Consider the following 26,491-nt stretch of genomic DNA (forward strand, 5'->3'; position numbering starts at 1 on the left):
GATGATCTCCTCTTCTACGATTCGGTGGTAACAGATACAGGGGTATTTTCGGCCGTCCCGGAGGGGTCATTGCTGAGCCGGCCACGGGGGAGGCAGAGCGCAACAAGGATTCCCACGGCGTACGCGAGCGCCAAGGCCGCGAAAACCGGTGAGAACACGGAGGTGTAGATCTGCGCCACCTCGGCTTGGACCTCCGCCGGGGATGCGTGCACTTGTTGCGGGGTCAACGTGGCCGCATCCAATCCCGCGGGCAGCAACCCAGCGACCGAGGCAGCAATGCCCACGCCGATCATCGCCGTGGCCACCGTGGAACCGATTTGGCGTACAAGGTTGACCGTTGCGGTAATGGTTCCGGTCTGCTTCGCCGGCACCGCGCCTTGCACCAGGGCGACAATCAGGTTCATGAACGAACCAGTGCCGATGCCGACTACCGCCATCACGGCCATCGGGACCCACAGCGGTCGACCCGCTGGAAGCAGCGCCATGGCAAACAGCCCGGCAGCTCCCAAGGCGGTGCCGATTACCGGGAACATCCAGTATCCGCCGGTGCGGCTAGCCCACCAGCCGGTGAATAGATTGCTGCACAGCATGCCGAATACGGTGGCAAACGGCACCAGCCCTGAAACCGTGATGCTGGTCTGGTACGCCATCTGGATATAGGTTGGCAAGTACGCGGTGATGGAGAACAACCCGACACCGATGATGGTGCTGAGTGCCGCTCCGGCCGCAACGGTGCGATTGGCAAAGATTTTGAGCGGAATCATAGGCTCGGGCACCCGAGTTTCGATCCACAGGAATAGCACCAAGCTGAACAGTCCAATCGCCAGCGCGAGCACCGTTGAGAGCGATGCTCCCGGTTCTCCGGCCCAGGTGATGCCAAGAATCAGGGCCACCAGGCAAATGGTGAATACCCCGGCTCCCGCCAGGTCGAACCCGCGTGGCGAAGTGTGCCCTTCCAATGCCGGGAGGGCAAACAGGGCCAGAACCAAGGCGATGAGACCAAGGGGAATATTGATCCAGAAAACCCACTGCCATCCAAGCTGGTCGGTGATGAGCCCGCCAAGCAGCGGGCCGACCAGGATCGCAACCGGGAAGGCCGCACCGATCGTGGCCAGGTAGCGGGGGCGCTCGCGCTGGGTGGTCACCCGGGCGATGATGGTTTGCGACATCAATTGCAGCCCGGCGGCACTCATGCCCTGAACCACGCGGGAGGCGATGAGCCAGCTGAAGTCCGCGGAAAGGCCGCAGCACAGCGAGGCAGCAAGGAAAACAACCAGGGCTCCGAGGAAGATTTTGCGTGGTCCCAGGATATCGTCGAGCTTGCCGAGAACCGGCAACAGAACCGTACTGGCCAAGGTATAGCCGACAACGATCCAGCTCATGTGCTGCAGGGCACCGAGCTCGCCGGCGATGGTCGCCAATGAAGTGGAAACCACCGTGTGGTCCATGGCGCCGAGAAATGAGACGGTCAGCAGGCAGGTGACCAGCAACTTGAGTCTCAAGGGTGAAAGTTTCATAGTGATCTGCCCGATCGATCGGGCCATCTACGCGACAGAATGTGCTTGCGCCGGGTTCTCCCGGCGCAAGCGGGCCTTGCAGCCCCTACGTCTTTTCCAGAATATCCCTACTTAGGTCTAAAAACAACGAAAGTTCGAAGCTTTCCAACCTTAAGGGGTTGATTCAGGATCCCCGCCGCGACCCGGCCAGCAAGCCCCTGCCCAGCCGCACCCGCAAGCCCCTTGCCGAATGGGTTCTCGGGAAGCTGCGCAAGCCCGCAGCTCCACGATGCAATAGGTGCAGAAAAGGCATAAGTTTAGTTGATTCCAGCATTAGTTGCCGGGTGAACCTGTCATTCCGCTCGAGATATGCAAGAATTACGAGTTATGGCAACAATGTCGACGCTCCACTTCGGAGCCCAAACGGACGAAGTGACGAGCCTGCTGCGCATCGTCAACCTGGTGCGCACCGGGGAAGCAACAACCCGACCCGAAATCGGCAAGGTGACCGGGCTCGGCCGCGGTGTCGTCAGCCAGCGTATCGACCAGGCAATTCAATACGGCTTCCTCAGGGACAGCGATTTTGCCGCCTCCTCCGGTGGACGCGCGCCACGCACCTTGCGATTCCATTCGGAACAGGGCGTGCTGATCATCTGCGCGCTGAGCGCCCAGCGGATCCGCGTTGGCATCACAGATCTGGATGGCACGTTGCAAAAGCATGCCCAGCGCAAATGGGATATCGCCCAGGGGCCGGAAAAGACCATCAAGGAGCTGTTCAAGCAGATCGACTCGGTCCTGGACAAGGATGCGGCACCAGCAGTGTGGGGCGTGGTCATCGGCCTTCCGGGGCCGGTGGATTTCGCCAGCGGACGCCCTGCGGCTCCCCCGCTGATGCCAGGGTGGAACGGCTTCGACATCAGGACCCCCTTCGAGCAGCGTTTCGAGTCGCCGGTCTGGGTGGATAATGACGTGAACCTGCTGGCCTTGGGCGAGCGGGCCCGCCGCCGCGAAGCGAATGCAGATCTCATTTATTGCAAGATCGGCTCCGGCATCGGGGCGGGGCTGCTTTCCCGGGGTTCGATCCACCGCGGAGCCAACGGCGCCGCCGGGGATATCGGGCACGTCCGCCTTCCAGATTCCACCGCCGCCTGCCGTTGCGGCAAGATGGGCTGCCTCGAAGCCGTCGGCGGCGGATGGGCCCTGGTGCGCGACGCCCAGCAGGCCATCGATGCCGGAAACGACGGGCCATTGGCCGCCTTGGCGAAGAAGCAACCAATCACCCTGGAGCTGATTTCCATCGCCGCGCAGGCAGGAGATCCAGTTGCCATCGCGCTGATCCAGCAATCGGCAGCGGTCGCCGGGGAGGCGGTCTCCACCTTGGTTAATCTGTTCAACCCCGGGGTGATCGTGTTCGGAGGCGCGATCGCTTCCGCCGGCGAACTGTTCCTGGCCGATGTGCGCCAGCGGATATATGAGCGATCCATGCCATTGGCCACCCGCGACATCACCATCACGCTGTCGGTGAATGACGAGCTTGAACCATTGCACGGAGGTGTCGAACTCGCCCTTGAGCAGCTCTTCGACGTCACGTTCCCCCGCTGGTTTGCCGACGGACGGCCCTCGCCAGAGCGCAGCACCGTGCGCTAGCCAACGGTTCTCGCCTAGCTGCGGCACCGACGAAACCAGCGCACCGCACCGGCCAGACCTGGCCGGTGCGGTGCGCTGGTTCAACTGCTTATTTTGTACTGAACGCGGCGTCGAATGCCGTACTTGACGGTTCGTACTTTGAGATCCGGCGGACAAAGTCCAGTGCTTCGGGGGCTCCCACCAGGCGATCCATCCCGGCGTCTTCCCACTCCACGGACAAGGGACCCTGGTAGTTGATCGAATTCAGCATTCGGAACGCGTTCTCCCACGGCACATCGCCATGGCCCGTGGAAATGAAGTCCCAGCCGCGACGCGGGTCTGCCCACGGCAGGTGCGAACCCAGGCGGCCATTGCGGCCATTGTCCAACCGCTTTTTGGTGTCTTTGCAGTGCACGTGGTAGATCCGGTCTTGGAAATCCCAAAGGAAGCCCACCGGGTCGATGTCCTGCCACACCATGTGGCTCGGGTCCCAGTTCAAGCCAAAGGCCTTGCGGTGGCCAATGGCTTCCAGCGCCCGCTGGGTGCTCCAGTAGTCGTAAGCGATTTCCGAAGGGTGCACCTCATGGGCGAAGCGCACGCCAACCTCGTCGAAAACATCAAGGATCGGATTCCAGCGGTCCGCGAAGTCCTGGTAGCCAGCGTCGATCATGGACTCGGAGGCGGGCGGGAACATGGCAACATACTTCCAAATGGATGAGCCGGTAAAGCCGGTCACCGTCTTCACCTTCAGCCGCGCCGCTAGCCGGGCGGTATTTTTCAGTTCCTCTGCGGCCCGGTTCCGGACGCCTTCCGGGTCCCCGTCGCCCCATACGGAGTCCGGGAGCATATCCCGGTGCCGCTGGTCGATCGGGTCATCACACACCGCTTGGCCCTTGAGGTGGTTGGAGATGGCCCAGGTTTCCAGCCCGTACCGCTCGAGCACCTCAAGCTTCCCTTGGATGTACTTGTCGTCGTCCCAGCGATTGGGGTCCAGATGATCACCCCAGCACGCGATTTCCAGGCCATCGTAGCCCCACTGCCCGGCGATCCGGGCCACCTCCTCGAACGGAAGATCAGCCCATTGGCCGGTGAATAGTGTGACGGGTCTGCCCATGGTATTGCCTCCTAGGCTAGGTGAATGCGCGATTCGCGGGCCACTTGCGTCCATGCTGACTCGTTGCCGGCGCTGCGGGCCACCGCGTCGAGCACACGCTGGACCTGCAGCCCCTCGGCAAATGTTGAATGCGCCGGGGTTGGCCCGCTGATGCTTTCGACCAGGTCCTTGACCTGATGGGAAAACCCGTGCTCGTAGCCGAGCATGTGCCCCGCAGGCCACCAGCCCGACAGGTACGGGTGCACCGGCTCGGTCACCAGGATATTGCGGAAGCCCTGGCGGTCCTGCTGGTCTTCGCGGTTGTAATACTGCAGGCTGTTCAGCTCCTCCAGATCGAAGGCAAGGGCTCCCCTGCTTCCTGAAACCTCGATGGACAAGGCATTCTTCCGCCCGGTCGCAACCCGGGAGGCCTCGAAGGAGGCCAAGGCCCCATTGCCCAGCCGGCCGTTGAAGAGCGCCAGGTCATCCACGCTCACTTGGCCGAAACCGCTGCCGTCGGCCAACGGCCGGTGTTCGGTGACGGTTTGCAGCACCCCGCTGACCGCCTGGATGGGCAGCCCGGTGGTGAACTGCACCAAGTCGATGGCATGCGCGCCGATATCTCCCAAGGCGCCGGATCCCGCCTGGTCCTGCTGCAGCCGCCATGACAGCGGAGCAGTGGAATCCACCAGCCAATCCTGGCGGTAGGAAGCCCGAACCTGCTGGATCTCACCGAGCACTCCTTGTGCGATGAGCTGGCGCATGAAGCTGGCGGCCGGCACCCGGCGGTAGGTGAAGCCAACCATGGTGCGTACCCCGCGCACCGCCGCGCGTTCGGCCGCTTCAGCCATCAGCTCGGCTTCCTCAACGGTATTCGCCAAGGGTTTCTCGCACAGCACGTGTTTTCCCGCCTCCAGGGCGGCGATCGCGATCTGCGCGTGCGAGGCACCCGGGGTGACAATGTCGATGATGTCGATATCGTCGCGTTCAACCACCTCTTGCCAGCTGGCGCTGCTCGATTCCCAGCCCCATTGCGCGGCCTGGGCCGCCGCCTTGGAGCTATCGCGTCCCACCAGCACCGCCATCTGCGGGTCAGCGGGCAGGTCGAAGACCCGATGCGCGCTGCGCCAGCTCTGGGAGTGCGCAGCACCCATGAAGCCGTGGCCAATCATGGCCACCTTGAGGCTGCTCATGAGAGCACCAGCTCGCGTTCGACGGCGACGCGGTTGGTGACATAGCGCATCGGAGCGATCTGCATGTAGAGCAGCCGCATGGTCAGCACCACTTCTACCTGGATCTGCGTTCCCGGGGCCGGCGGGTTATCCAGGCTGATCACCACATCGGGGCGGTCGGCGACAAACCATAACGTGTCCCACTGCTCGGGCAGCTCGTCAATGCGGTAGCTGGTTCCCTGCAGCTCAAAGCGGAGGTTTTCGGAGGGAACCGCCACCCCGTTCACGCGGGCTTCAACGTTGTCTACGGCCGAAAGCCACAAGCTCCGATACCACGGAAGCTGGACCGAGACCGCCAACCCCTCGGGACGCCGGCTGACATTCTGGTCCTGGAAAAGAGAATTATGAGTTGCCATGGGTATTCCTCAACAATCTGTGCCTTGGGTGTTGTTAAGCCGGGACGACTGCGTCTTCGATGGCCTGGCGCATCAGCGCGTGCTGCTTTTTGACCAGGTCGATGGGGTCGGATTCGCCAAGGTCGGCAAACGCATGGCCTTCCCATTCGCTGGAGAGGAATCCCCGGTATCCGCCCTTGACAAATTGGCGCACAATGCGCGGGATATCCATGGCCGGTTCGTCCCCTGCTTCGTTGATGTCGTAGAACTTGGCGTGCACATGGAAGATCTGCGGCATGATATCCAGCCATTCCTCCGGCGGAACCAGCCCATGCATGTTGAAGGCCAGACGGGTGAACGGGCCCAATCGGGCTGGATCGAAGTTGTGCGAAAGCAGGTAGTCCTCGAATTTCTGGTTGCGCTCATGCATCGGCAGCGGCTCGCGCCAAATCTGCTGCATCACCTCCAGGTGCTCATCGCCCAGTCCCATGGCACGCAGCGTGCGGAACAGGGTTGGGGACAGCGAGTGCATGGTTGAACTGAAGTCCGCGGTGAAGCCCAGGCGATCGCTGTCCAGTTCCTGGTACATTTCACGGATCTGGAGAATCTTCGGATCGTTGGGACCCTGCGGTGCATGGATCTCATATCCAAGTTTTTGATCATATTTTTCGGCCAGCGGAAGCAGGCTGCGCAGCAATTCCTTGCCGGCCGAGCGAATCACGATCCGGTTGAATCCGAGCTGGTGCGCTGTGTGCAGCTGGGCGGCGAAGAAATCGTATTCTTCGTCCGGAGTCATGTCCCGGTCCTTGCGCCGGCCCATGTCCAGATTGGTTCCCACGGCGCTGGGGACCAACTCGTAGCGGTCCATGCTGGTTCGCCACAGTTTGATGAATTCATCATCGACGTGGGGGTAAGTGCGCAGCATCTGCGCGATGTTGAATTCAACCCCCGGCCCCAGGCCGTGATCGGCCGCGGCCTTGATGAGGGTTTCCTGGGTGTACTGTCCCGCAGCAAATTCTGAAGTGAGGGAGTACAGGGTAATGCCAAGCTCGATTCCCGAGCCTGCGATTCCTTCTGCCATTTTGTTGCCTTCCAGGGTAGTCAGCCGCGTGCGGGCTGGGCTAGATGCGAGTGGAGCAGTTCTCGGGCGCTGCGCGAATCGGTGATCATGCGGGACCCGGCGTCCTTGGCCGCAGCGCGCTGCAGCGCTTGCTCACCGCGAATGATCTCGAACGGATCCTGCCAGTTATTCCAGTGCCAGCCTTCGTATTCACTGGAAATGGCACCGTGATAGCCGTTCTCCACCAGCTGGGCGACCAGACCGCGTACCGGTACCGAAGGTTCCTCGCCGTTTTCGTCGATGCCGAAGAACTTGCCATGGACATGACGGACCCATGGCATGATTTCCTGCCATGTTTCAATGGAGGCCGGACCGAACAGGCCGGTGCCGTTGATGGCGAAGTCGATCCCCAGCTCGGGTCGGCCGTAACGGGCTGCCAGCCCGATGAATGCGCCAAATCGTTCACCGTGCACCTTCTGGGTGTTAGGCGGGCCCTCGGCGTAAAAGCCGTCCCACAGCGCAACTACGGCGGCCAGCAGATCCTCGCTGGCGCCACGGCGCCGGTAGGCCTCGAGCAGCGAGGGGGCGAAGCCGGTGACTGTTGCTCCCCAGTCGGCGGTGAAGCCCAGCAGCGGCGAGTTCAGCTTCTCGTAGCGATCGCGCAATGCCAGCACCCGTTCGTGGGCACCGTGCTGGTCGGCATGGACTTCAAGGGCGAGTGTCACCCCGTACTTCTCCGCCACCGGAAGCAGGCTTTCCATGGCATCCGGGCTCAGCGAGATCTGGACCCTGGCGATGGGGAATCCTAGGCGGGCGGCGACCTCGATCTGCGCCCGCATGTACTCAACCATCTCATCTTGGGTCATCAGCCGATCCCGGCGCAGCCCGGTGTCGACGTTCACTGCCAGCGAGGTGGGAACCAGGTCGACTTCCTGCACCAGGTCCCGGAACTGGCCCACAAAATTGTCATCGATGCGGTTCGGGAAACCACGAAGGCTGGAGAATCCGATCAGCTCAAGGCCGGGGCCGAATCCTTCGGCAGCGACCTTGCGGATCAACGATTCCAAGTCGTATTCGCGCGCGTGCGAGGCCCGGGTAAAACTGTAGAGGGTAACCCCCTGGATTGGTGTTCCCAGAGTGTTCATCGCTGTTCCACCTTCATGGTCTTGGTGTCGCTTTCTTCAATGTGCAGTACCCCGTGATCGGTGATGATGTACGGGATATAAACCTTCAGCCCGACACGGACTTCGTGCTCCTGAAGATCTTGGCGCAGGGGCAGCTGGCCGGTGAGGGTGGCCGAATCCAGCGGGAACCACCATTCATCGGTTTCCTGAACCAGCTCGTCAAAGGTGAAGGTCCGGCCGTTCATGCTCCAGCGCAGGGAGTCGGCCGGCGCTTTAATTCCGTCGATGCTCAGCGTCGCGCCGGCAATGCAGGACCCCGGCAGTGCCCGGTACCAGGGGATGCGCACTTGAACTGCCGCGTGGCCCTCATGGGTGGTTAGTGTCCCCTGCTCGATAATGCGGTCGGCAATCATCGGGTCTCCTTGTATAGGTTCGTCACAGCTGACTTATTCCTTATTCGCTCATTCTAATGTCTGATTCCGACATAAGTAAAGAGTTCTTGAGTTTTTCTGCAATTCGCCGCGCACCGCGCACAGCCAGCGCAACCGAGGTCAGCGTGGGATTGCAGGCGGTCGCGGTGGGGATCACTCCGTTGCCGGCAACAAACACGCCGGGAACTTCCCAGAGCTCGCTATCAGGCGAGCACACACTGGTCCCATCATCAACCTGGCCCATCCGAGTGGTGCCCTGGTAGTGGAGGGACGAGCCTGGAGGCAGGAGGAATGGACGCTCATCCAGCGGTTCCCCCACGGCTTGCCCCCACCGGAGAATATGCTCCTTCGCCCGTTCAATTACCTGTTGGTCGGCATCGCTGAGCCGGTAGTGGATACGCATCGCGGGCATCCCGTAGAAATCCGTGGCCTGGTCGTCGAACACCACCCGGTCGTCCTTGCTCAGGTCCTTGGCACAGAACAGCCCAAGGCCGACAATCGATCCGGGGACAACCGGGTCGTCCTCGGCCAGCGGAACCGGCGAGGCGTCGAGCTGCATGATCTGCCCGTGGAAGGGCTCGCCATCGGTATAGGGAACCCAGGAGACCCCGCTGTGCTCGCTCAGCCCGACGCCCGGAGCCCCCGCGGCTTGCTGTGCATCAACACCCCGCAGGCGGCTGGCGAAGACCACCTGCGCCTGGTCATTGAGGTAGCGTCCCAGCGCTTGAGGCCGGATACCCGAGGCCCACAGCAATTGCGGAGTGCGCAAGGCGTCGGCCCCAACCACCACAAAGCGGGCAGAGACCTGGTGCAGGGTTCCGGTGCGCTGGTCCCTGACCAGCACACCGCTGGCCATCTGGCCATCGGTGAGTATCCGGAGCACCAATGAATCATCAAAAAGCGTGAAGTTCGCATTGGCGCGGGTGGGTTCGCCCATCACCACGTCGGCGCCGGACCAGACGAGTTCGCCTTCTGCGCGGCGGTGCACGGCCAGCGGCATCGGTTGCACCCGATAGGCGTCCTCACGTCCAGCATCCACGTGGGCGGCAAGCAGATCGCGGACTTTTTGCGGCAGGGCGGCCTGCTCGAAGGCCTCGGTGGTCACCTCCAGCAACCGCTCCGCTTCGGCCAGCAGGTCATCGAGGTCCGCCAGGAAATCGATCCGCTCGGCACCGCCGGGTCGTGGGCAGGCACCGGTCCAGTGCGCGCCCATGCCGCCGACATTGCTGGACATGGCAGCCACCGGCAAACCATCTTCTCCAGGAGCCGCGAAACCGCCGGCGAGCAAAAACGTGCCGGGACGGGCCCGCCGGGTTCCGGCTTTGACCTGCCCGGGAGAGTTGACGGTTTGCGCGCCAGCGCCGGGCCCTTCCGAGGCCCGCTGCGCCGCGGCCCGCTGATCCGGATCGCCGATGTTCTTGACATGGGCCCCGGGCGGATTGCTGATGCTGGGCCCCACCTCGAACATGGCAATCCGCGCTTCGGGAGCCAGCTCGCTGAGGATACGCGCATAGGCCGCCGAGGTTGGTCCGCTTCCAACCAGTGCGACGTCAACTTGAAGCGGATACGAACGCGGAGTCATCGCGCGGCCACCAGTTCCTGAATGCGCTTCACCGACTGGACCGAGCTGATGGTGGGATAGTATTCCAAACCGATTTCATCCCGGTAGCCGCTGGCGTGCAGCTGGGCGAGGCGGGCAGTCCAGTCAATCAATCCGGAACCCGGTTCCCCGCGCCCCGGGGCATCGGCGATCTGCACGTACTTGATCAGCCCTGCCGCGTTGGCCAGCTCATGTTCCACGTCCTCGCCCTCAACCGTCGAGTGGTACAAGTCGTAGAGCACGCCGAACTGGGCCGAATCGACGCCTCGGGCCACATACACCGCCTCCGAGGTGCGGTCCAGCAGCGCCCCGGGGTGATCCACGCGCACGTTGACCGGCTCCAGCACCAGCGTGATGCCCGAACCGTCAATGAGCCCAGTAGCCTTGGTGTAGATCTCGATCAGTTCATCAAGCTGGTCCTGGCGCTTGCGCCCGCCAAATCCGGTTCCCGAACCAACAACGATGCGGGCGCAGCCCAACTGCAAGGCCACCTGGACTCCCTCTTCAAGCCCGGCGTAGAACGGTGCATGGTTTTTCGGGGGAATCATGAACTGGGTGCGCGGTTCGGCCAGCTGGGCGGTCAGTTTCAGGCCAGTCTCCTGCAGCGCATCCTGCAGGGCCGGGATGTCCTTGCCTGTGGGCCCCCACATTTCAACGGCGCTGAATCCGGCGGCGGCCGCCGCGCGGACTCGGTCTTCGGCCGCCTCTCCGGCTTCAGCAAATAGCAGGTCGATATTCGGGGCAAGCTCATACATGGGAACTCCTGTCAAAGGGTGTGGAAAATGGTGGTTTGTTCGTTGCGGACCCTGTTTTCGGGCGCACAGGGTCAAGCCGCAGGATGGTTTACCCGCGCAGAGAGGGGGGAAGCCTAGCCCTTCAGGCCTCCGGAGAATCCTTGGATGAATCGCTTCTGGGCGAAAAGGAACAGCACCAGGATGGGGATCATCGACACGATGACAATGGCGAAGATGGAGTTCCATTCAGATACCAGCGAGCCTATGTAGTAGTACATCGCCACCGGCAGGGTCTGGTTCTCGGATCCGCCCAGGAAGATCAGCGAGGTGAAGAAGTCGTTCCAGACAATCAGCCCCGCGAAGATCGTGACGGTACCCGTGGCCGGGGCCATCATGGGAAGCACGATCTTGGAAAAAATCTGGAAACGGGTGGCCCCGTCGATGGTTGCTGCCTCTTCGTAGGAGGTTCCCAGGCCTCGGAAAAAATTCGAGTACAGGAAGATCGACACCGGTAGCAGCATGCCCGTGTACAGGATGACCATGCCCCACGACGAACCGGTCAAACCGAGGGTTCGCGCACCCATGTACAGCGGCACCGCGCCCAGCTGGCCGGGGAGGATGATGGCAACCAGGAACAGGTAGTAGGCCGCTTTGGTCCAGCGCCGGGTGCTGCGGGCAATCACGTACCCGGTGAGCGAACCCATGGCGACCAGCAACAGGATGCTGCCCGCGGTGATGATCACGCTATTGAGCAATCCGGAAAGGACGTTCGAGTTGCCTGTGGCGGACAAAACGTCAACAAATGCGCTGAAGTCCAGGCTTTCGGGCAGCGCCAGCGGCGAGGTCGAGTACATTTCGGTACCGGACTTCAGGGCCGTGGTGACCAGGAAATAGAAGGGCGCCAGGAAGACCAGGGCAAGGACCCAGAGCCCGATTTCTCGCAGCAGCGTGAGCTTGGTGTAGCGGAACATGGCCTAGTCCTCCGGGTTCGAACGGGTGAGCCGCTGCTGGAGCACAGCGAAGATCAGGATGATGACCGCCAGAACCAGGGCCAGCGCGGCGCCGCCGCCGAAGTTCCCGAGGGCGAATGCCTGCTTATAGACTTCCGTGGCCAGGGTTTCCGTGGCCCCCGCGGGGCCGCCGCTGGTCAACGCCATGATGGGGTCGAATACCCTCAGCCCCTGGACAATTCCCAAGGTCATCGCGATGGCCACAGCCGGTCGCAGGGCCGGCAGGGTGACGTGGCAAAAACGCTGCCAGAGATTAGCCCCGTCAATGGCGGCAGCCTCTTCGACTTCATTCGGGACGCTGGTCAGCCCTGCCATGAAAATGACCATGGCGAACCCGGTGGAAGACCAGGTCAGCACCACCAGGACAGTCCATACCGCCCACTGCGGGTCTGCCAGCCATGGCTTGGCCAGATGGCCGGCGCCAATCGAATTGAGCAGTGCATTGATCGGGCCGTCAAAGTCGAAAATGAACTTCCAGATGTATGCGGTAGCCAGCGGGCTGAGCACCACTGGCATGAAGAAGAGGGTGCGTAGCGCATAGCGGGTTTTCACCACCCGGTTCAGGCCCAGGGCAAGCAGCAGGCCCAAGACGTTGCCCAGCAGCACCGACCCAAAGGCGAAAAAGAGGGTGTTGCCCAGCGAACGGATTTTAGTGGGGTCGTTGAAGATCGCCTCGAAGTTCTTGAACCCGACAATTTCGAACGAGCCGATGCCCGACCAGTTGGTGAAGGCGAAGAATCCCCCGATGCCCGTAGCCACATAATGAACGGCGAAAACCAGCACAATCCCGGGTAGCGCCCACCACCAGTGGCCGAATTCCAGTCCCCACCGTGGGCGGGAAGATTTTTTCCGATCGCTGCCAGGCCGCCTGGGACTGCTGGCCCCGGCTTTCTGCCCGAGGGGCGCTTGGCCGCTCCGCGGCCCATTGGCTTCGCGATTGATCGGTTGAGATGTCACCGTCATGATAATTTCTGCCTATTCTTCCGAAACTATGGACTCAGGTACGCACCGGCTACTGGTCCCAGGCCGCATCCATGGCGTCAAGCACCTGGGCCGGAGTCTGCTGTCCGGTCAATAGCCCCTGGACGCCGCTGCCAAGTTCGTCGTAGACCGCGGCATTGGACCACTCGCTGTTCGGCAGTGGCGCGTAGCGCTTGTCCAGGATCAGGTCCTCCACGTTTTGGTAGGCGCTGTTCTCGAAGTCGAAATCTTCCAGTCCCGCCACGGGCAAGGCGCCATCAATCTCCGCGAAGGCCTTGGTCTGCTCGGGCTCGGCCAGCCATTCGAGGAAGGTCGTGGCAGCGTCCTTGTTCTTGGACGCGGCGTTGATCGAGTATGCGTAGTTGGCGCTGGCATAGATGAAATCTTCCGCCGCACCACCTTCGCTAGGCAGGACACGGACTTCAAAGTCCTGGTCTTCGGCGGTGGTTTTCAGCTGCATGTTGCTCGGGCCCGGGATAAAGGCCGCCAACGAGTTCCCGCTGACAAGCGCCTTGGTCACCACATCAAAGCCGGCGCCTTCGGCCCCTTTCTGGAAGCACCCCGCGTCTTTCAATGCGACCACTGCTTCCAGGGCCTGCTGCCACCCTTCGGTATCTGAGAATGTCACTTCGCCGGCGACGCGCTTGTCGTTCCAGTCGGGATCCTGGGAGTAGACGCGGGTGGCGGCCAGCTGCATGCCAAGCAGCCCGGTGTTCGGGGCCGCGGTGCCGGCCACCGCAAACATCGATTTGTTGGCTCCTGCCAACGAGCCGCACTGCTCCAGGACACCGGCGAAGTCCCCGGGGAACGGGCTGACCCCGGCGGCGGCCGCAGCGGTATCGTTGGACACCAGGCCGACCACAGTGATTTCCGGAGCGAGGCCATACACCTTGCCCTCTGGGCCGAACAACGCCTCGCTGCCCTCCGGAACCAAGGCTGCCGCAGATTCACCCAGTGGCTCGAGGAAGCCGGCCTTGACCAGTGGCAGGATGCTCCGGCCCGAAGCCGAGCCTGGTGCGGTGACCAAGACATCGGAGGCGTTGCCTGCCTGCAACTGGGTGCGTACCACCTGATCATAAGAGTCATTGGGCTGCGGGTTCAGCGTGATGTTCACGTCCGGGAACTCTTCCATGTACTTCTTGGCCAAGGCCTCATAGGGGCTCTCAACGGTGTTGGAAGTTGCGAACGTGAGCGAGAATTCCTGGTTCTTGGCGTCCGACGCACTGTCGGAGGTTCCCCCGCAGCCTGTCAGAGCGAGTGCTGCAACGGTGGGAATAGCCAGGGCTGCAAGCCTAAGGCCTGCGGGGCGTCGGTGCTGAGTCATGACCAGCCTTTCAAACATCATTGTGAGCGTAAAGCCGGAGGGTGATCCCGGTCACTCCTAATTATGAATACATGTGCCAGAAAAGTACATAAGTTTTGCAGATAGTAGACATAAGTAAGTATTTGCGCGGCTTCTGCGCACGCCTGCTAGCCTCGCTCGAACTGCCGGAACAAAGCGGCGCGCAGCGCACACCCCTCGAAAACAGGGTGTGCGCTGCGCGCCGTCAGGCAGTCCAGGTGCTAGACCCTGGCCGTCAATGAACGCATGCTGCGCCGAATCAGGTCATGCTGCTTGCGCACCAGCACCAGCGGGTCGACCTCGCCAAGTTCAGCAAAGGCATGGCCCTCCCATTCACTGGACCAATATCCGCGATACCCTCCGTCAACGAAAACACGCACGAGCTGCGGGTAATCGATGGCAGGCTCATTTCCCTGCTCGTCGATGTCGTAGAACTTGGCGTGGACATGGAAGATCTGCGGCATGATCTCGGCCCACTGACCTGGTTCGACATGGCCATGCATATTGAACGACAGGTGCGCAAAGGACCCCAAGCGCGCCGGATCGAAACCCCTGCCACGGAGATAGCCGATAAACTGGTCCTGCCTCTCGCGCATCGACGCGTCGGTAGCCCAGATCGCCTGCAGCTGCTGCACTGCGGCATCATCCAATTCAGCCCGGCGTACGGCACGCAAGAGGGTGGGCGACATGCTGTGCATGGTGGAGGAGAAATCTGCCACGAAACCCAATAGCGGCGAGTTCAGCTCCTCATAGACTTCTCGCACCCGCATGATCTCAGGCGAGTTCGGCCCCATCGGCGCATGGATCTCGTAGGCCAGCTTCAGCCCATGCTTTTCGGCTACGGGGAGCAGCCGCCGCAGCAGCTCTGGTTTGGCGCTTTGGATCCGCACCAGCGGGAACCCCAAAGCCTTGGCCCCGTCAAACAATAATTGACTGAACTCGAATTCCTCGTCAGGAGTCATGTCGCGGTCCCGTCGGCGCCCCATGTCCAGATTGGCGCCGAAGGAACTGGCGGTGAACCCGTACTTGTCCATGGCCGTCTTCCACACCTTGGTGAATTCCGGGGTGACTCGCGGATAGTCCGGCAGCATCTGCGAGGCGACCATCTCGATGCCGGGACCGATGCCCAGCTGGGCAACACGTTCAAGCAGGCTGTCGAAGTTGTACCATCCTGCCCGGTACTCCGCGCTGGCAGAATACAACGTCAGCCCAAGGTCAAAGGGATCCTCTTGCATTTTAGGTTCCGGGGGATCCACAGGTTGAATCTCGATCTGCGCCGGCCGCGGAGCATCGGTCGCTGCCAGTTCCAGTTCCTGATTCACGAAATTCGGGACATACATTCCTGGCCCGCCATCAGCCCCAGGAGCAATTTGCATATACGGCAGGCGCATCTCCCCAGAAATTCGCACCGTGCGCACGGCGCCCAGTTCATCAGGTTCGGGCAGCGCGACGATCAGCAGCGGGTGGTCCTGGAGGAACCAGAGTACCTGATCCTGATTGGGCAACTCATCCACGGCGTAGCGCACGCCGCGAAGTTCAAAGCTGAGGTCATCGGCTGGAACCTCAACGCCGTCCAGCGCCAGCTTCAGGGACGTGACCGAAGACAGCCAGAGGCTTCGATACCAAGGAATCGTCAAGGCCACAGCAATGCCTTCGGGATGGACCCGGAGGCTGGATTCGTCAATGAGGCCGTTAGGCATGGGATTCTTCTTTCTGGTTAGTCGTTGATTCTCTGCCCGAAGCGATTCCGCGAAGCAGTGCATGCTGCCGCCGGATCTGTTCAATCGCGCGCCCCGCAGTTCGTTCGCCTTCATATTCGCTGGACAGATAGCCCCGGTATCCGGCGTTCTGCAATGCATTGATGACCGGAACCCATGGGATCTGCTGATCTTCGAGTTCGTTGTTGATGTCATGGAATTTGGCTTGGATAAAGACCACGTATTCGGCAATCCCTGCGAAGTCGTCCGGGTCCACGCCGATGCCATCGAGGAAAGCCGGCCTGGTTTCGCGGCTCTCGCCTTCGCGCAGCGGGATGGGGCGGTCCTGAAAGATGCCAGTATCAATAAGCAAGCCGAAGTTTTCGGTACCCGTGCGTTCAATGAGGTTGGCGTAGGCCTGTACCACCGGATGCTTGATCGGTGTCGGAGAATGGATCTCGGGACAGATGATGATCCCCAGATCATGAGCAAGATCCAGACTTCGCTCAACAGCGCCTTGCCAGATGGGATCGGGAATCAGATCATCGGAAACCACGCCGATTTTTGGCCTGAGGAATTTGAATCCGAGCTGATGTGCGAGCTTGAGATCGCGCTGCAGAGCCAGCGCGCCTTCCTGCTCTGTCATGCCCCGCCCGGGATGCAGCCGGGTATCGATCCAGGATCCGTAGTTGGTCGGCTCTAGTCGGTAGCGCTCCAGCAAACTGAACCACCGGTCGATGAATTCCACAGAAGGGTTGGGGTAGCCGGGAAGATGTCCCTCGCCGAGAATCTCCACACCGGTGGCGCCAATGTCGCTAATGGCTGACAGCGAAGTCTCCAGGTCCATGACCGTGCCGTAGTCCCCCATGAAGCTGTAGAGCGACACCCCATATTTGAACTGTCCGCCGTCTCCCTCAGGCGCCAAGGTGACCATCCGGGTTTCGCGGAACAAAGACGGCTGGTGAATGAGCGGAATATAGGACATCCTCAACCGCAATTCGATCCTGACCTCGTGCACGCCCGGAGGCAAGCCGCCATCAAGCGGCACGGTGACAACCACGGCTTCTTCCAATGGCCACCGCAGCCCCTCGCTGCTCCAGAGCTGCTCGAGGGTATATGTACCACCATCGAAATCCCACAACGGGACTTCCGGGCCAACGCTCACCAGATTTCCCACAGAAACCGAGATGCCATCGATCAGCGACGCAGCCATCCCCCGGTACGACGGCATGCGAACCCTGAATTGGAATCCAGCGGCACGTCCGTCTTGATATACATTGCGGAATCCCACGGATTGGATCAGGCTTCTTTCCAGCAACATTGTGACCTACCCCTCATAGTGCGCTTACCCCTCCCATCTTATGTCTATTTCTTACAAAAGATAGCTCTTTTTCGAAATAAGTATTCTCCTTGGATACAGATGCAGTCGCGCAAGCCGGCACCCGACGCGTCCAAAGTCCGCTCTTCCCGCACCGCGCTCCGGGATAACCTCTGGAGTTAATTAGCGAAGACGCCGGCCACAAGCCCATGGATCGCCAAGCCGCGGGAAGCGGGGCATTGCACCTCGGCAGGCCTCCCCGCAATTTACTGATTGACAAAATTCAATCACTAGGCGGATGATGATACTTACGCACTAACGTAGGAGTTTGAATGAGCGCGCTCAAGACCTCCGCGCTGCGCCTCGTCAAGCCTTTCGCGGTCCGCGATTATGCCCTGCTGGCTAGCGCTCTTGTCCTGTCTACTTTCGCCGCGGGCATGTGGACCGTGGCCATGGTCTACCAGGTGCGCCGCTTGGGCGGCGGGCCGGTGGAACTTTCAATGGTGGCCACGGCCAATGCCGTGGGCCTGCTGTGTTTTGTACTCTTGGGCGGGATCATGGCCGACCGGCATTCCTGCCGGCGCATCGTGGTGCTGGTAGAGACCTTTTCCTTTGTGCTGATGAGCATCACCGCGGTGCTGGCCATTAGCGGGGTACTGGAACTGTGGCACCTCATGGTGGCAGGATTTCTCATCGGTTCAGGATCAGCATTTTTCTACCCTGCATACTCCGCCCTACTGCCCAAGATGTTGCCACCCGAGCAGCTCTTGGCCGCCAATGGCCTGGAAGGAACCGTGCGCCCCGTGGTCCACACTGCCTTGGGCCCGATGACCGCCGGATTCGTGGTGGCAGCCTTGTCCCCAGCGCACGCCATCATTGGCGTGGCACTGGTTCACCTGCTCGCCTTGCTGATGCTGCGCACGATCCCCAGCCGGGACGCCTATAACGCGACGGGTCCGGCGGACGGCCAGCCGCAGCCGGGCATCCTCCGGCAGCTGCGCGAGGGCGTCGGCTATACGGTGCGCACCCGGTGGCTGTTGTGGACCTTGCTGTTTTCGGTCGTTTCCGTGTTCACCTTCATTGGACCTTTTGAAGTTCTGCTGCCCTTTATCGTCAGCGATAATCTGCACGGGGACGCCAAGCTCTTCAGCTTCGCCCTGGCTTTCTTCGGCCTCGGATCAGCACTCGGCTCGCTGCTGATCGCCTCCGCTAAATTCCCGCGCCGGTACCTGAGCCTGATGACAGCCTGCTGGTGTCTGGGAACATTGCCGCTGGCATTGGTGGGCTATGCCGAAGAAGCGTGGATGCTCTTTGCCATCCTCCTGGCATTCGGCATCACCGACGCTGTGGGCATGGTCATTTGGGGAACGCTGTTGCAACGCCGAGTGCCCCGCCACCTGCTGGGCAGGATCTCCAGCTTGGACTTTTTCGTTTCGCTGGCGCTGATGCCGCTATCCATGGCAGCGGCTGGGCCACTGACCCAAGTCCTGAGCTTGCAGGCGATTTTCATCATCGCAGGTCTGGCTTCACCGGTGTTTGGCGTCATTGCGTGGTGGGCTGGAAAATTTGCACGCGACGAAGTGGAGAACCCGCTGATTGATGAGCCAGTGGCCGTGGCAGAGGGTGAGATTCGGTAGTTTCCGGATCCCATCCTCTATCACGGCCGATCTATTTTGCCATTCATGGTGCGGTACAGCGGCAATACCGCAACGGAGGAACGGGACTTACGGCGCTTGCTCTGCGTAGAGGCGCAATTGATCCAATTTGTCCCCCTCGCTTTCGCGAACGTTCGCAGCCAGCTCTTCGCACTGTTCAACGCTCAAATCAGGATTGATGATCGCCACTTGCAGCACCACCTCGGTGTACCCGGCGTCGTCTTTCAGATCGTATCGGTAGGACAGCCCGTCCGGATTCTCTGATGTGTGCATGATCAGCAGCCGGTTCTCAATCAGGTCGTGGACGCGGTAGGCCCGTTCGTGGCCTGCGACTCTATAGACCAGATTGGTTCCGACTTTTAGTTCTGGGTCATCTGAATGCATGGAACCAATTCCATGGATCCACAAAGGAGCTGCTGCCCAGTCGGTCAGCAATTCCCAGACGCGGTGCACCGGAAGATGTATGAGAACGGTGCTTTCAAAAACACTGAACTGGCTCATACCGGAATCGTTGCACTCTCGCCGGTTAATGGGAATAGTTTTCAGAAGATTTGGGTAGATAAAAACCGGCACCAGGCAATTCTCTGCCTGGCGCCGGTCAAATGCGCTACTGGTGTTTACCAGTCTTCTTCGACGTCTGCCTCGGAAATGCCCAGCTCCGGTTCCTGCTCAAGGTCGAAGTTGTACCAGGCTTCAGTGAAGTCAGCCATCGAATCCAGCGCGTCCTGCGCATCGCCGTCCAAGACCTCCAGGGCCTCAGGGCTGTTCAACACAGCAGTCACCGCAACGAATGGGTGATGCTCAAAGTAATCGGTTGGGGTGGCATCTTCGTTAAACGTCAGATTCTCGCTCTGTGCAAAGAGTTCGACGTATTGCGCCACTGCGTCGGGCAGACGGCTCAGGTTGATGCCAGTCAAGGACTCATTGTAGATCTCAGCAGTTGCGTCGGCCCACTGCTCAATGAGCTCTTCGCTCATCATTGCCATCTGATTATCCACCTCGTGGTCGGGGTTTTTGCTTCACGTGATTCGGTAGCAATTCATCTTATTTCTTCAGGCCGAGCATGCCAAGACAGAATCTTCAGTTGGATTGTGATCTTTTCGATCGTGTGAATTTCGCTGGATGCTACTGGTCCAGCGATGGGATGTCAGGCAGTTCTGGCATGGGTGAAAAACTGAATTCTTCAGGCTTCGGCACAGGGGTTCTAGTCAACCGGTCAAGTTCTTCGCGTGGCAGCTGAACTGGTCCCGAAGGCTCTTCATCCTCGGTTCCTCCAGAGCTGTCCGAGGACTGCGGGACACCAGCAAGCAATGAGAGCGACAGGACAAATGCAATGAATCCGAACACCAGATGCACCCCGATGAAGTACATCCCGCCGATGTTGCCTCGCAGCAGCGCGAAGCCTCTCGATTTTGCCGAGCTGCTCACCGCCAGCCCATAAGCGAAAGCGTTGTTCTTGAATCCCAGACGGAGCTGGCAATAGGCCAAAACCCCACCGACCATCAACAGTCCCATACCCGCCGACCACATTGGAACTGCGGCCATCTGGCTTGGTCGGGCCATGCATACTCCGAAGAAGGCCAGATGCGCGAAAACTATCAGCACACGTTTCCAGAAGCCTGCCGCGTAGCCTCCGCTCAGGCGCACCAGATGCACCCTTCGTTCTTCAGGATCCTGGCGGTTCTGCGGAGGCCCTGATATTTCTCGAAATATGAGAGCAGCGGCCACCCGGCCCGCCACAACGCCAAGAAGCATCAAGATCGCACCCGCGAGTGGAACGAAGCAGCCCGCCACAGCGCCAGCTACCGCAGCCGCCCAACTGGCCTGGTACCCGCGCATGGCTTTGGGCAGCGCCGGGAAGCGGGCGTGAATATCTTTGATGTACCCCGAAGGTAGCGTTTTCTCCGTCCTTTTATACGTGGAGATATTCCACCAAGCGAACAGGCCACCACCGCCAAGCAGCAGCACAACCACAATCAGGGTGACCGGCAAACTGGCAGCGTGCCCAAAAGCAGCGACGGCTGCGAGCGCCGGAATGGATAACCACCAGCGGTCCGCGTAAACCGCCTGCTTGGCCAGAAAGTTCTCCGCGTAGTCCTCGTGCAGCTTTTCGTTCATTGGATCGCTGGCCAGCATGCCGCGCAATAATTGGCCGTGGTCCCCCACGATCTTGCGGCCCATTTCGATGCTGCCTGCCGAACGCAATAGCCCTTGATGATGAGGGTCAATGCGCAGCCCTGCTTCCAGGAGCCTCATCGCGCCTCGGTGATCTCCGGCGATGTCGGCTGCGAGAGCTGCACCTTGATAAAAGTCGGGGTTTTCAGGTTCCAATTTCAGTGCATGCTCAGTGGCCTGGCGGGCCAAGATCCGCTCGTCATTGTTCTGGATATTGCCCAGCAAGAAGATGCCCAGCAGATAGTGTCCACGGGCATGCGCCGGCGCCACCGCGATGACCTGTTGGATGGTTGCCAGGGCCTCGTCACGACGGCGCTGGCCGGAAAGTGCCACCGCGAGCTGCTCACCAGCTACTGGATGCTCGGGATTCAGCCCCAATGCCACGCGTGCGGCGGCTTCAGCTTCGCTCCACTGCTCCAAGTTCAGATGGCAGGCCGCGTACAGGATCCAGAATTCGGCAACCTGCTGATAATCATTGAGATTGTCCTTGAGCAGGCTAATGGCTTCGGCTTCCCTACCCGTAGCCAGATGATGGGTGATCCTGGTGTAGAGGACGTCAAAATCCATGCGGTGCCTTCCGGGCTTGGATTACAACAGTTTTCTGGCGACCAGATAATCAGCCAGCTCGTCATAACGCCCATTCTCGTTGCTGAACCGCACCACATTGCGTGCAGACTCCAGCCACGGCAGGGTCGATGGCTTCACTTCTTTCATCGCCAGATGAATATGTGCCATATTCACCGGCAGCACCTCATTGCGCTCGATGGACTGCATCATGGCTTTTTCCGCGGCTGTGGTGCACAAGTGCTCCAGGTCGGCGCCCGAGAATCCATCGGTTTGCCCGGCAATCCATTTCAGGTCGATACCTGCGATGGGTCGACGCTCCAGGTGATAGCGCAGGATTGATTCGCGAGCTGGCTGGTCCGGAGCGGTGACCAGCACTGAGCGGTCCAAACGTCCTGGGCGCAACAGCGCCTCATCCAGGTCCCATGGGTGGTTGGTCGCGGCCAGGATGTAGAGTCCGTCATTGTTTGAGGAGAGCGAATCCATCTCCATAAGCAGCTGATTGACCATCTGGCGCAGCCATGACGCGCTTCCGGTTAATGAGCCTCGGCGCAGCCCCAATGCATCAACTTCATCGAGGAACAACACTGTCGGCGAGTTGCTGCGGGCCTTGTCGAAGACCGCTTTAATATTCTTCTCAGTTTCACCGATATGCGAATCAAGAATGTCGGTCATGGTGACGGCCATGAAGTTCGCTTGGAGCTCGCCGGCAACCGCGCGAGCCACAAAGGTCTTGCCGCAGCCGGGAGGACCGTACAGCAGCAGTCCGCCTCGCAGGGATTTGCCGAAGGCCTTGGCGATGGCGGCGTTGCTCATCGGTGCCAAGAATGATTCATTCAGCCGGTCTTTAACATTCTGCAGACCGCCAACATCAGCCAAGGTAATGCGCTGCCCCGCTGGTTCCACTGGGGCGACAGTTTCTGCGCTCCCGCCCATCTGGATTTCTGGCTCCGCAAATGGGGCTGGCACGGATTGGCCGAGCTGCTGGGCCGCCGCATCCCAATCAAAATCAGGTTCTTCGGCGTGCTGTGGCTTTGCTGGTTCCGGTGCGGAAGCCGGTGCGGGTGTGGCGTTGCCCAGCAGCGCAGCACTCACCTGGCCGAGCAATTGCAAGGCCGCGGTGTTGCCGGGATCTTTTTGGACCACAATGTTGATATGCGTCAGAGCTTCAGCGGCACGGTTGGCCTGGTGCAGCTGCTGGGCCAGATGGAGGCGCAACTCGTGTTCCTCTGGCGCGGCGTCGACGGCGCGCATGAGGCTGGCGATCAGGGGATCATTCATGTCTTTGAGCTCCGCTATTGCAAGTTGTAGCTGCCAAACTTCATCTGACTGCTCTGCCACTTAAGGCATCCAACGGGTACCGCATAAACGATACCCGTTGGAATTATATGCCCGCTTAGAGCCTCGCCACGGAACCGACCCGGAGCATCCGCGCCGAAGTGCAGCCTAGTAGGCTTTGACCCCTTGTTCCACGATCAAGTGGATCAAGGCGAAAGTCCCGTTCTCCTCGATTGCCTCCACCGCTGCTTCCAGCGCTGCCGGGATCTCAGCATCCTTCTCTACGCGGACTCCAAAACCGCCAAAGGACTGGGCCATCAATGCGAAGTCAGGATTCTGCAGTTGCGTGCCGGAAATTCGCTCCGGATACTGACGCTCCTGGTGGGTGCGGATGGTGCCGTATTGCTGGTTGTCCATGATGATCACCAGCGGCGTTGCCCCATATTGGGTTGCCGTGGCCAGCTCTTGGCCGTTCATCAGGAATTCGCCGTCACCCGCAATGGTCACGACGCGGCGCCCCGGGTAATTCAGGGATGCTGCCACGGCCGATGGGATCGAGTAGCCCATGGAGCCGTTGCGTGCCGAGAGCATCGAGGCATAGCCGTTGGTCGGGAAGTAGCGGTGCGCCCAGTTGGTATGCTCACCGGCGCCGAAGGTGACCATCGCATCTTCGGGCAGTGCGCTGACCAGATTCGACATCAAGGTCGCCATTTTTGCCGGTCCGTCCGCAGGCACCGGGGTTGGCAGCGCGGCGAATTTCTCCTGCTCGCCACGCATCCGCGAGGTCCATTCCTTCCAGGAATCCTTCACCGGCAAGTCCATGAGCAGAAGGTCGCGGACGAAGACATCCGGCTTGGCGACGATCTGGTGCGAGACCGGACCGGAGCGTCCGCGCAAGGACGGGTCGATGGTCACCAGGAAGTTTTTCTTCTCCCAGTTTTGGCGGACGTTAAAGCCGTCGGTAATGACGTCCCCGGGCACGGTACCGACGAAGATCAGCAGATCTGTTTCTTCCAGGAGATCGTAGGTTGGCTTGGGACGCCCGTAGCCGATGGGCCCAACGTAGGAAGGAGAGTTGAACGGAACGGTTCCTTCGCAACGCCATTCGGCAGCGGCAGGAAGATCGTGTTCTTCGAGCCAGCGGGTGAAATCGGCAGCACCCTGCTGGGACCAGTCGTTGCCGCCAAAAATAAACAGTGGCTTATCCGCTTCCTGCAAGGCATTGTTCAGCGACTTCCAGTCAGTCACGGTCATGCCGCCGGTGGCGACAGGAATTTCCGGGTGCAGCTCGGCAGAAATCTCGTTGCGGATCACGTCTTCTGGAAGTCCGACCACCACCGGACCCGGACGTCCGGACATGGCCGCGAACATCGCCTCGGCCACGACTTCGCTGGCGCGGTCCGCGTGGTCCAGGATCATCACGCGCTTGGCTCCGGTGCCAAACCACGCCTTCGGGTCAAACTCCTGGAAGGCTTCTTTTTCGCGGTGCTCGAAGGGAATCAGGCCAACAAAGAGCACCAGCGGAGTGGAGTCCTGCCATGCGGTGTGCAGGCCAACGTGCGCGTTGGCGGCACCTGGCCCACGGGTCACCATCGCGATGCCGGGGCGCTGATGCATTTTCCCTTCGGCCTCGGCCATATAGGTCGCTCCGCCTTCGTGGCGGCAAACGACGGTCTCGATGGATGAGTCGTGCAGTCCGTCGAGGACGTCCAGGTAGCTTTCGCCCGGGACGACGTAGGCTCGTTCAACGCCGTGTGCGGCAAGCGTATCGACAATGACATGTCCGGCTGACTTCTTTGTCAGACCTTGAGCATTTTCACTCATCTTCAGGCGTCTTTCTGGTTGCGAGCAATAGTTGGACGCAACGGAAATTGGGGGCGCTAAAGCCGGTGATGCAACGTTGCGTCGTCGAGAAACAGTACTAAAGAACACCCGATTGCGCACCGTGAATGCCTATTGCTACGCGACTATGACACCATGCATGCCACAATGCATATTCCTGGGCAAATTGTCTAGATTTTTTCGATCAATGGAGCAGTAACGTTCATCACTCTGCGGGGCGAGCCATTTCACAGTCATAAAGCTGCCGGCCATTGACCTGTCGTAGCTCACACAAGTAGCCTATTGAGAAATAAAAGTTTACCTACGGTAAGCATTCTCACTCGCATCGGGGAAGTCCATGGAATTCATCAATGGGGCCATTGTCGCGCTATATCTCGCGGCCATGCTCGCTTTCGGATGGTGGGGCAAGTCCCGCACCAAAAACAGCAGCGATTATCTGGTCGCAGGCCGTCGACTCGGCCCTTTCCTCTACACAGGAACCATGGCGGCGGTGGTGCTCGGTGGCGCATCCACCGTGGGCGGCGTCGGGCTGGGCTACAAGCACGGGATCTCCGGCATGTGGCTCGTGGTGGCCATTGGCGCAGGCGTCATCCTGCTTTCGCTGGCCTTCGCACCGACCTTGCAGAAGCTGAAGGTCTTCACCGTCTCCCAGATGCTGAACCTGCGCTACGGCAGCGCGGCAGCAACCAATACCTCCGGCATCGTGATGCTGGCCTATACGCTGATGCTTTGCGCAACCTCCACCAGCGCCTACGCCACCATCTTTGTTGTGCTCTTCGGCTGGGAGAAGTGGGTTGCTATCGCCATTGGCGGCGCGATCGTCGTGGTGTATTCGACCATCGGCGGCATGTGGTCCATCACCCTGGCGGACCAGGTGCAGTTCGTCATCAAGACCATCGGCATCTTCGCACTGATGCTGCCATTCTCGCTGAACGCCGCCGGCGGCCTGGATGGCATCCGCGAGCGCGTGGGCGCCGAGTTCTTCGACATCAACGGCATGGGCCTGCAGTCGATCATCACCTACTTTGTGGTCTACACCCTGGGTCTGCTCATCGGCCAGGACATCTGGCAGCGCGTCTTCACCGCGAAGACTCCAAAAGTGGCCCGCTGGGGCGGCATGACCGCCGGCATCTACTGCGTCTTCTACGGCGCCGCCGGCGCATTGATCGGCATGGCCGCGAAGGTGGCGCTGCCGAACATCACCGGTGCGGCAGAGAACAAGGACGTCGTCTACGCAGAAGTCGCCACGCAGCTGCTTCCAGTTGCCGTGGGCGGCCTGGTCATGGCCGCAGCCGTGGCCGCCATGATGTCCACCGCTTCAGGCGCGCTGATTGCCGCCGCAACGGTGGCCCGCACCGACGTGACCCCATTCGTTGCCAGCTGGTTCGGCAAGCAGATCCAGGTCAATTCGGATGAGAACCCCGAGCACGATGTCCGGGCCAACCGCATCTGGGTGATGGTGCTGGGGCTGGTCACCGTGGCCTTGGCGATCCTGGTGGACGACGTGGTTGCAGCATTGACCATCGCCTACGACATTCTGGTGGGCGGCTTGCTGGTGGCCATTATCGGTGGCCTGCTGTGGAAGCGCGGCAATGGCGTCGGGGCTACTGCCTCCATGGCCGCCGGCTCGCTGGTCACGCTCGGCACGATGATCATCCTGGAAATCCAGGCCGAGAACAAGTTCGACGGCGTCTATGCCAATGAGCCGATCTACTACGGACTCATAGCTTCGGCGGTGGCATTCATTGTTGTATCGCTACTGACCAAGTCGACAGACCGACAGGTGATTGAGCACTGGAATCTGCGCGTTGCTGGCAAGATCCAGGACGCTCCGGTCAACGCAGCGGCACAAGAGCCTACGCTGTAGTCCGCCGGAACTACCGAGTCGGACTCGTAAA

The 26,491-nt window shown here is 60.6% G+C and carries 22 protein-coding genes; 3 read left to right on the forward strand and 19 right to left on the reverse strand.

Annotation, left to right across the window (positions count from 1 at the left end; genetic code table 11):
• Positions 1-14: 14 nt before the first annotated feature.
• Entirely contained in the window at positions 15-1,502 is a 1,488-nt protein-coding gene (locus ACT7DV_RS04215; RefSeq protein ID WP_444661027.1) for an MFS transporter, read from the reverse strand.
• Between the two features lie 381 nt (positions 1,503-1,883).
• Here ACT7DV_RS04215 and ACT7DV_RS04220 point away from each other — a divergent pair, with 381 nt between their 5' ends.
• A complete protein-coding gene (locus tag ACT7DV_RS04220; protein ID WP_444661028.1) occupies positions 1,884-3,143 on the forward strand; it encodes an ROK family protein in 1,260 nt (419 codons plus the stop codon).
• An 88-nt stretch (positions 3,144-3,231) separates the two neighbouring features.
• Here the strand turns inward: ACT7DV_RS04220 and ACT7DV_RS04225 are convergent, their stop codons facing one another.
• From ACT7DV_RS04225 to ACT7DV_RS04285, 13 genes are all read right to left on the reverse strand, one after another.
• A complete protein-coding gene (locus ACT7DV_RS04225; protein ID WP_444661029.1) occupies positions 3,232-4,236 on the reverse strand; it encodes a sugar phosphate isomerase/epimerase family protein in 1,005 nt (334 codons plus the stop codon).
• Between the two features lie 11 nt (positions 4,237-4,247).
• Positions 4,248-5,408, reverse strand: a complete 1,161-nt coding sequence (locus ACT7DV_RS04230; protein WP_444661030.1) for a Gfo/Idh/MocA family protein — start codon at positions 5,406-5,408, stop codon at positions 4,248-4,250.
• A complete protein-coding gene (locus ACT7DV_RS04235; RefSeq protein WP_444661031.1) occupies positions 5,405-5,803 on the reverse strand; it encodes a C-glycoside deglycosidase beta subunit domain-containing protein in 399 nt (132 codons plus the stop codon). The genes ACT7DV_RS04230 and ACT7DV_RS04235 overlap by 4 nt, the downstream gene beginning before the upstream one ends.
• 34 nt (positions 5,804-5,837) lie before the next feature.
• The gene (locus ACT7DV_RS04240) at positions 5,838-6,863 is read right to left on the reverse strand and encodes a sugar phosphate isomerase/epimerase family protein (protein WP_444661032.1); all 1,026 of its coding nucleotides are present in this window, start codon (positions 6,861-6,863) and stop codon (positions 5,838-5,840) included.
• Positions 6,864-6,883: 20 nt separating this feature from the next.
• The gene (locus tag ACT7DV_RS04245) at positions 6,884-7,987 is read right to left on the reverse strand and encodes a sugar phosphate isomerase/epimerase family protein (RefSeq protein WP_444661033.1); all 1,104 of its coding nucleotides are present in this window, start codon (positions 7,985-7,987) and stop codon (positions 6,884-6,886) included.
• Complete coding sequence (locus tag ACT7DV_RS04250; protein WP_444661034.1) at positions 7,984-8,379, reverse strand: C-glycoside deglycosidase beta subunit domain-containing protein; 396 nt, start codon at positions 8,377-8,379, stop codon at positions 7,984-7,986. Before ACT7DV_RS04250 ends, ACT7DV_RS04245 begins: the two co-directional genes overlap by 4 nt.
• A 40-nt stretch (positions 8,380-8,419) precedes the next feature.
• On the reverse strand, positions 8,420-9,979 hold the full coding sequence (locus ACT7DV_RS04255) for a GMC oxidoreductase (protein ID WP_444661035.1): 1,560 nt from the start codon (positions 9,977-9,979) through the stop codon (positions 8,420-8,422).
• A complete protein-coding gene (locus ACT7DV_RS04260) occupies positions 9,976-10,752 on the reverse strand; it encodes a TIM barrel protein (protein WP_444661036.1) in 777 nt (258 codons plus the stop codon). The genes ACT7DV_RS04255 and ACT7DV_RS04260 overlap by 4 nt, the downstream gene beginning before the upstream one ends.
• Before the next feature lie 113 nt (positions 10,753-10,865).
• Positions 10,866-11,702 (reverse strand): carbohydrate ABC transporter permease, encoded by an 837-nt coding sequence (locus tag ACT7DV_RS04265; protein WP_444661037.1) that lies wholly within the window; start codon positions 11,700-11,702, stop codon positions 10,866-10,868.
• Between the two features lie 3 nt (positions 11,703-11,705).
• A complete protein-coding gene (locus ACT7DV_RS04270) occupies positions 11,706-12,704 on the reverse strand; it encodes a carbohydrate ABC transporter permease (RefSeq protein ID WP_444661038.1) in 999 nt (332 codons plus the stop codon).
• A gap of 49 nt (positions 12,705-12,753) precedes the next feature.
• Positions 12,754-14,046: an ABC transporter substrate-binding protein gene (locus ACT7DV_RS04275; protein WP_444661039.1), complete on the reverse strand. Its 1,293-nt coding sequence runs from the start codon at positions 14,044-14,046 to the stop codon at positions 12,754-12,756.
• Positions 14,047-14,285: 239 nt separating this feature from the next.
• Positions 14,286-15,764, reverse strand: coding sequence for a TIM barrel protein (locus ACT7DV_RS04280; protein ID WP_444661040.1), 1,479 nt, complete (start codon positions 15,762-15,764; stop codon positions 14,286-14,288).
• Entirely contained in the window at positions 15,757-17,082 is a 1,326-nt protein-coding gene (locus ACT7DV_RS04285; RefSeq protein ID WP_444661041.1) for a C-glycoside deglycosidase beta subunit domain-containing protein, read from the reverse strand. Before ACT7DV_RS04285 ends, ACT7DV_RS04280 begins: the two co-directional genes overlap by 8 nt.
• Positions 17,083-17,411: 329 nt before the next feature.
• Between ACT7DV_RS04285 and ACT7DV_RS04290 the strand changes: the two genes are divergently transcribed.
• The gene (locus ACT7DV_RS04290; RefSeq protein WP_444661042.1) at positions 17,412-18,716 is read left to right on the forward strand and encodes an MFS transporter; all 1,305 of its coding nucleotides are present in this window, start codon (positions 17,412-17,414) and stop codon (positions 18,714-18,716) included.
• Between the two features lie 87 nt (positions 18,717-18,803).
• On the opposite strand, the gene ACT7DV_RS04295 is transcribed toward ACT7DV_RS04290, so the two are convergent.
• The 5 genes from ACT7DV_RS04295 to ACT7DV_RS04315 form a co-directional block, all read right to left on the reverse strand.
• Entirely contained in the window at positions 18,804-19,235 is a 432-nt protein-coding gene (locus tag ACT7DV_RS04295; protein WP_146277483.1) for an SRPBCC family protein, read from the reverse strand.
• 116 nt (positions 19,236-19,351) lie between these two features.
• The gene (locus tag ACT7DV_RS04300; RefSeq protein ID WP_444661043.1) at positions 19,352-19,720 is read right to left on the reverse strand and encodes a hypothetical protein; all 369 of its coding nucleotides are present in this window, start codon (positions 19,718-19,720) and stop codon (positions 19,352-19,354) included.
• Between the two features lie 139 nt (positions 19,721-19,859).
• Positions 19,860-21,476: a tetratricopeptide repeat protein gene (locus tag ACT7DV_RS04305; protein ID WP_444661044.1), complete on the reverse strand. Its 1,617-nt coding sequence runs from the start codon at positions 21,474-21,476 to the stop codon at positions 19,860-19,862.
• A 21-nt stretch (positions 21,477-21,497) separates the two neighbouring features.
• Complete coding sequence (locus ACT7DV_RS04310; RefSeq protein ID WP_444661045.1) at positions 21,498-22,814, reverse strand: tetratricopeptide repeat protein; 1,317 nt, start codon at positions 22,812-22,814, stop codon at positions 21,498-21,500.
• 105 nt (positions 22,815-22,919) lie between these two features.
• The gene (locus tag ACT7DV_RS04315; RefSeq protein WP_444661046.1) at positions 22,920-24,575 is read right to left on the reverse strand and encodes a thiamine pyrophosphate-dependent enzyme; all 1,656 of its coding nucleotides are present in this window, start codon (positions 24,573-24,575) and stop codon (positions 22,920-22,922) included.
• Between the two features lie 355 nt (positions 24,576-24,930).
• Here ACT7DV_RS04315 and ACT7DV_RS04320 point away from each other — a divergent pair, with 355 nt between their 5' ends.
• Entirely contained in the window at positions 24,931-26,460 is a 1,530-nt protein-coding gene (locus tag ACT7DV_RS04320) for a sodium:solute symporter (protein WP_444661047.1), read from the forward strand.
• Positions 26,461-26,491: the final 31 nt, after the last annotated feature.

The sequence above is a fragment of the Glutamicibacter sp. TV12E genome (assembly GCF_052441935.1).
Taxonomy (GTDB): domain Bacteria; phylum Actinomycetota; class Actinomycetes; order Actinomycetales; family Micrococcaceae; genus Glutamicibacter.

Excerpts from the sequence above, each read along its gene's own strand:
- ACT7DV_RS04220 (WP_444661028.1), top strand. The coding sequence starts at position 1,884 with ATGGCAACAATGTCGACGCTCCACTTCGGAGCCCAAACGGACGAAGTG.
- ACT7DV_RS04225 (WP_444661029.1), bottom strand. The coding sequence starts at position 4,236 with ATGGGCAGACCCGTCACACTATTCACCGGCCAATGGGCTGATCTTCCG.
- ACT7DV_RS04230 (WP_444661030.1), bottom strand. The coding sequence starts at position 5,408 with ATGAGCAGCCTCAAGGTGGCCATGATTGGCCACGGCTTCATGGGTGCT.
- ACT7DV_RS04235 (WP_444661031.1), bottom strand. The coding sequence starts at position 5,803 with ATGGCAACTCATAATTCTCTTTTCCAGGACCAGAATGTCAGCCGGCGT.
- ACT7DV_RS04240 (WP_444661032.1), bottom strand. The coding sequence starts at position 6,863 with ATGGCAGAAGGAATCGCAGGCTCGGGAATCGAGCTTGGCATTACCCTG.
- ACT7DV_RS04245 (WP_444661033.1), bottom strand. The coding sequence starts at position 7,987 with ATGAACACTCTGGGAACACCAATCCAGGGGGTTACCCTCTACAGTTTT.
- ACT7DV_RS04250 (WP_444661034.1), bottom strand. The coding sequence starts at position 8,379 with ATGATTGCCGACCGCATTATCGAGCAGGGGACACTAACCACCCATGAG.
- ACT7DV_RS04255 (WP_444661035.1), bottom strand. The coding sequence starts at position 9,979 with ATGACTCCGCGTTCGTATCCGCTTCAAGTTGACGTCGCACTGGTTGGA.
- ACT7DV_RS04260 (WP_444661036.1), bottom strand. The coding sequence starts at position 10,752 with ATGTATGAGCTTGCCCCGAATATCGACCTGCTATTTGCTGAAGCCGGA.
- ACT7DV_RS04265 (WP_444661037.1), bottom strand. The coding sequence starts at position 11,702 with ATGTTCCGCTACACCAAGCTCACGCTGCTGCGAGAAATCGGGCTCTGG.
- ACT7DV_RS04270 (WP_444661038.1), bottom strand. The coding sequence starts at position 12,704 with ATGACGGTGACATCTCAACCGATCAATCGCGAAGCCAATGGGCCGCGG.
- ACT7DV_RS04275 (WP_444661039.1), bottom strand. The coding sequence starts at position 14,046 with ATGACTCAGCACCGACGCCCCGCAGGCCTTAGGCTTGCAGCCCTGGCT.
- ACT7DV_RS04280 (WP_444661040.1), bottom strand. The coding sequence starts at position 15,764 with ATGCCTAACGGCCTCATTGACGAATCCAGCCTCCGGGTCCATCCCGAA.
- ACT7DV_RS04285 (WP_444661041.1), bottom strand. The coding sequence starts at position 17,082 with ATGTTGCTGGAAAGAAGCCTGATCCAATCCGTGGGATTCCGCAATGTA.
- ACT7DV_RS04290 (WP_444661042.1), top strand. The coding sequence starts at position 17,412 with ATGAGCGCGCTCAAGACCTCCGCGCTGCGCCTCGTCAAGCCTTTCGCG.
- ACT7DV_RS04295 (WP_146277483.1), bottom strand. The coding sequence starts at position 19,235 with ATGAGCCAGTTCAGTGTTTTTGAAAGCACCGTTCTCATACATCTTCCG.
- ACT7DV_RS04300 (WP_444661043.1), bottom strand. The coding sequence starts at position 19,720 with ATGGCAATGATGAGCGAAGAGCTCATTGAGCAGTGGGCCGACGCAACT.
- ACT7DV_RS04305 (WP_444661044.1), bottom strand. The coding sequence starts at position 21,476 with ATGGATTTTGACGTCCTCTACACCAGGATCACCCATCATCTGGCTACG.
- ACT7DV_RS04315 (WP_444661046.1), bottom strand. The coding sequence starts at position 24,575 with ATGAGTGAAAATGCTCAAGGTCTGACAAAGAAGTCAGCCGGACATGTC.
- ACT7DV_RS04320 (WP_444661047.1), top strand. The coding sequence starts at position 24,931 with ATGGAATTCATCAATGGGGCCATTGTCGCGCTATATCTCGCGGCCATG.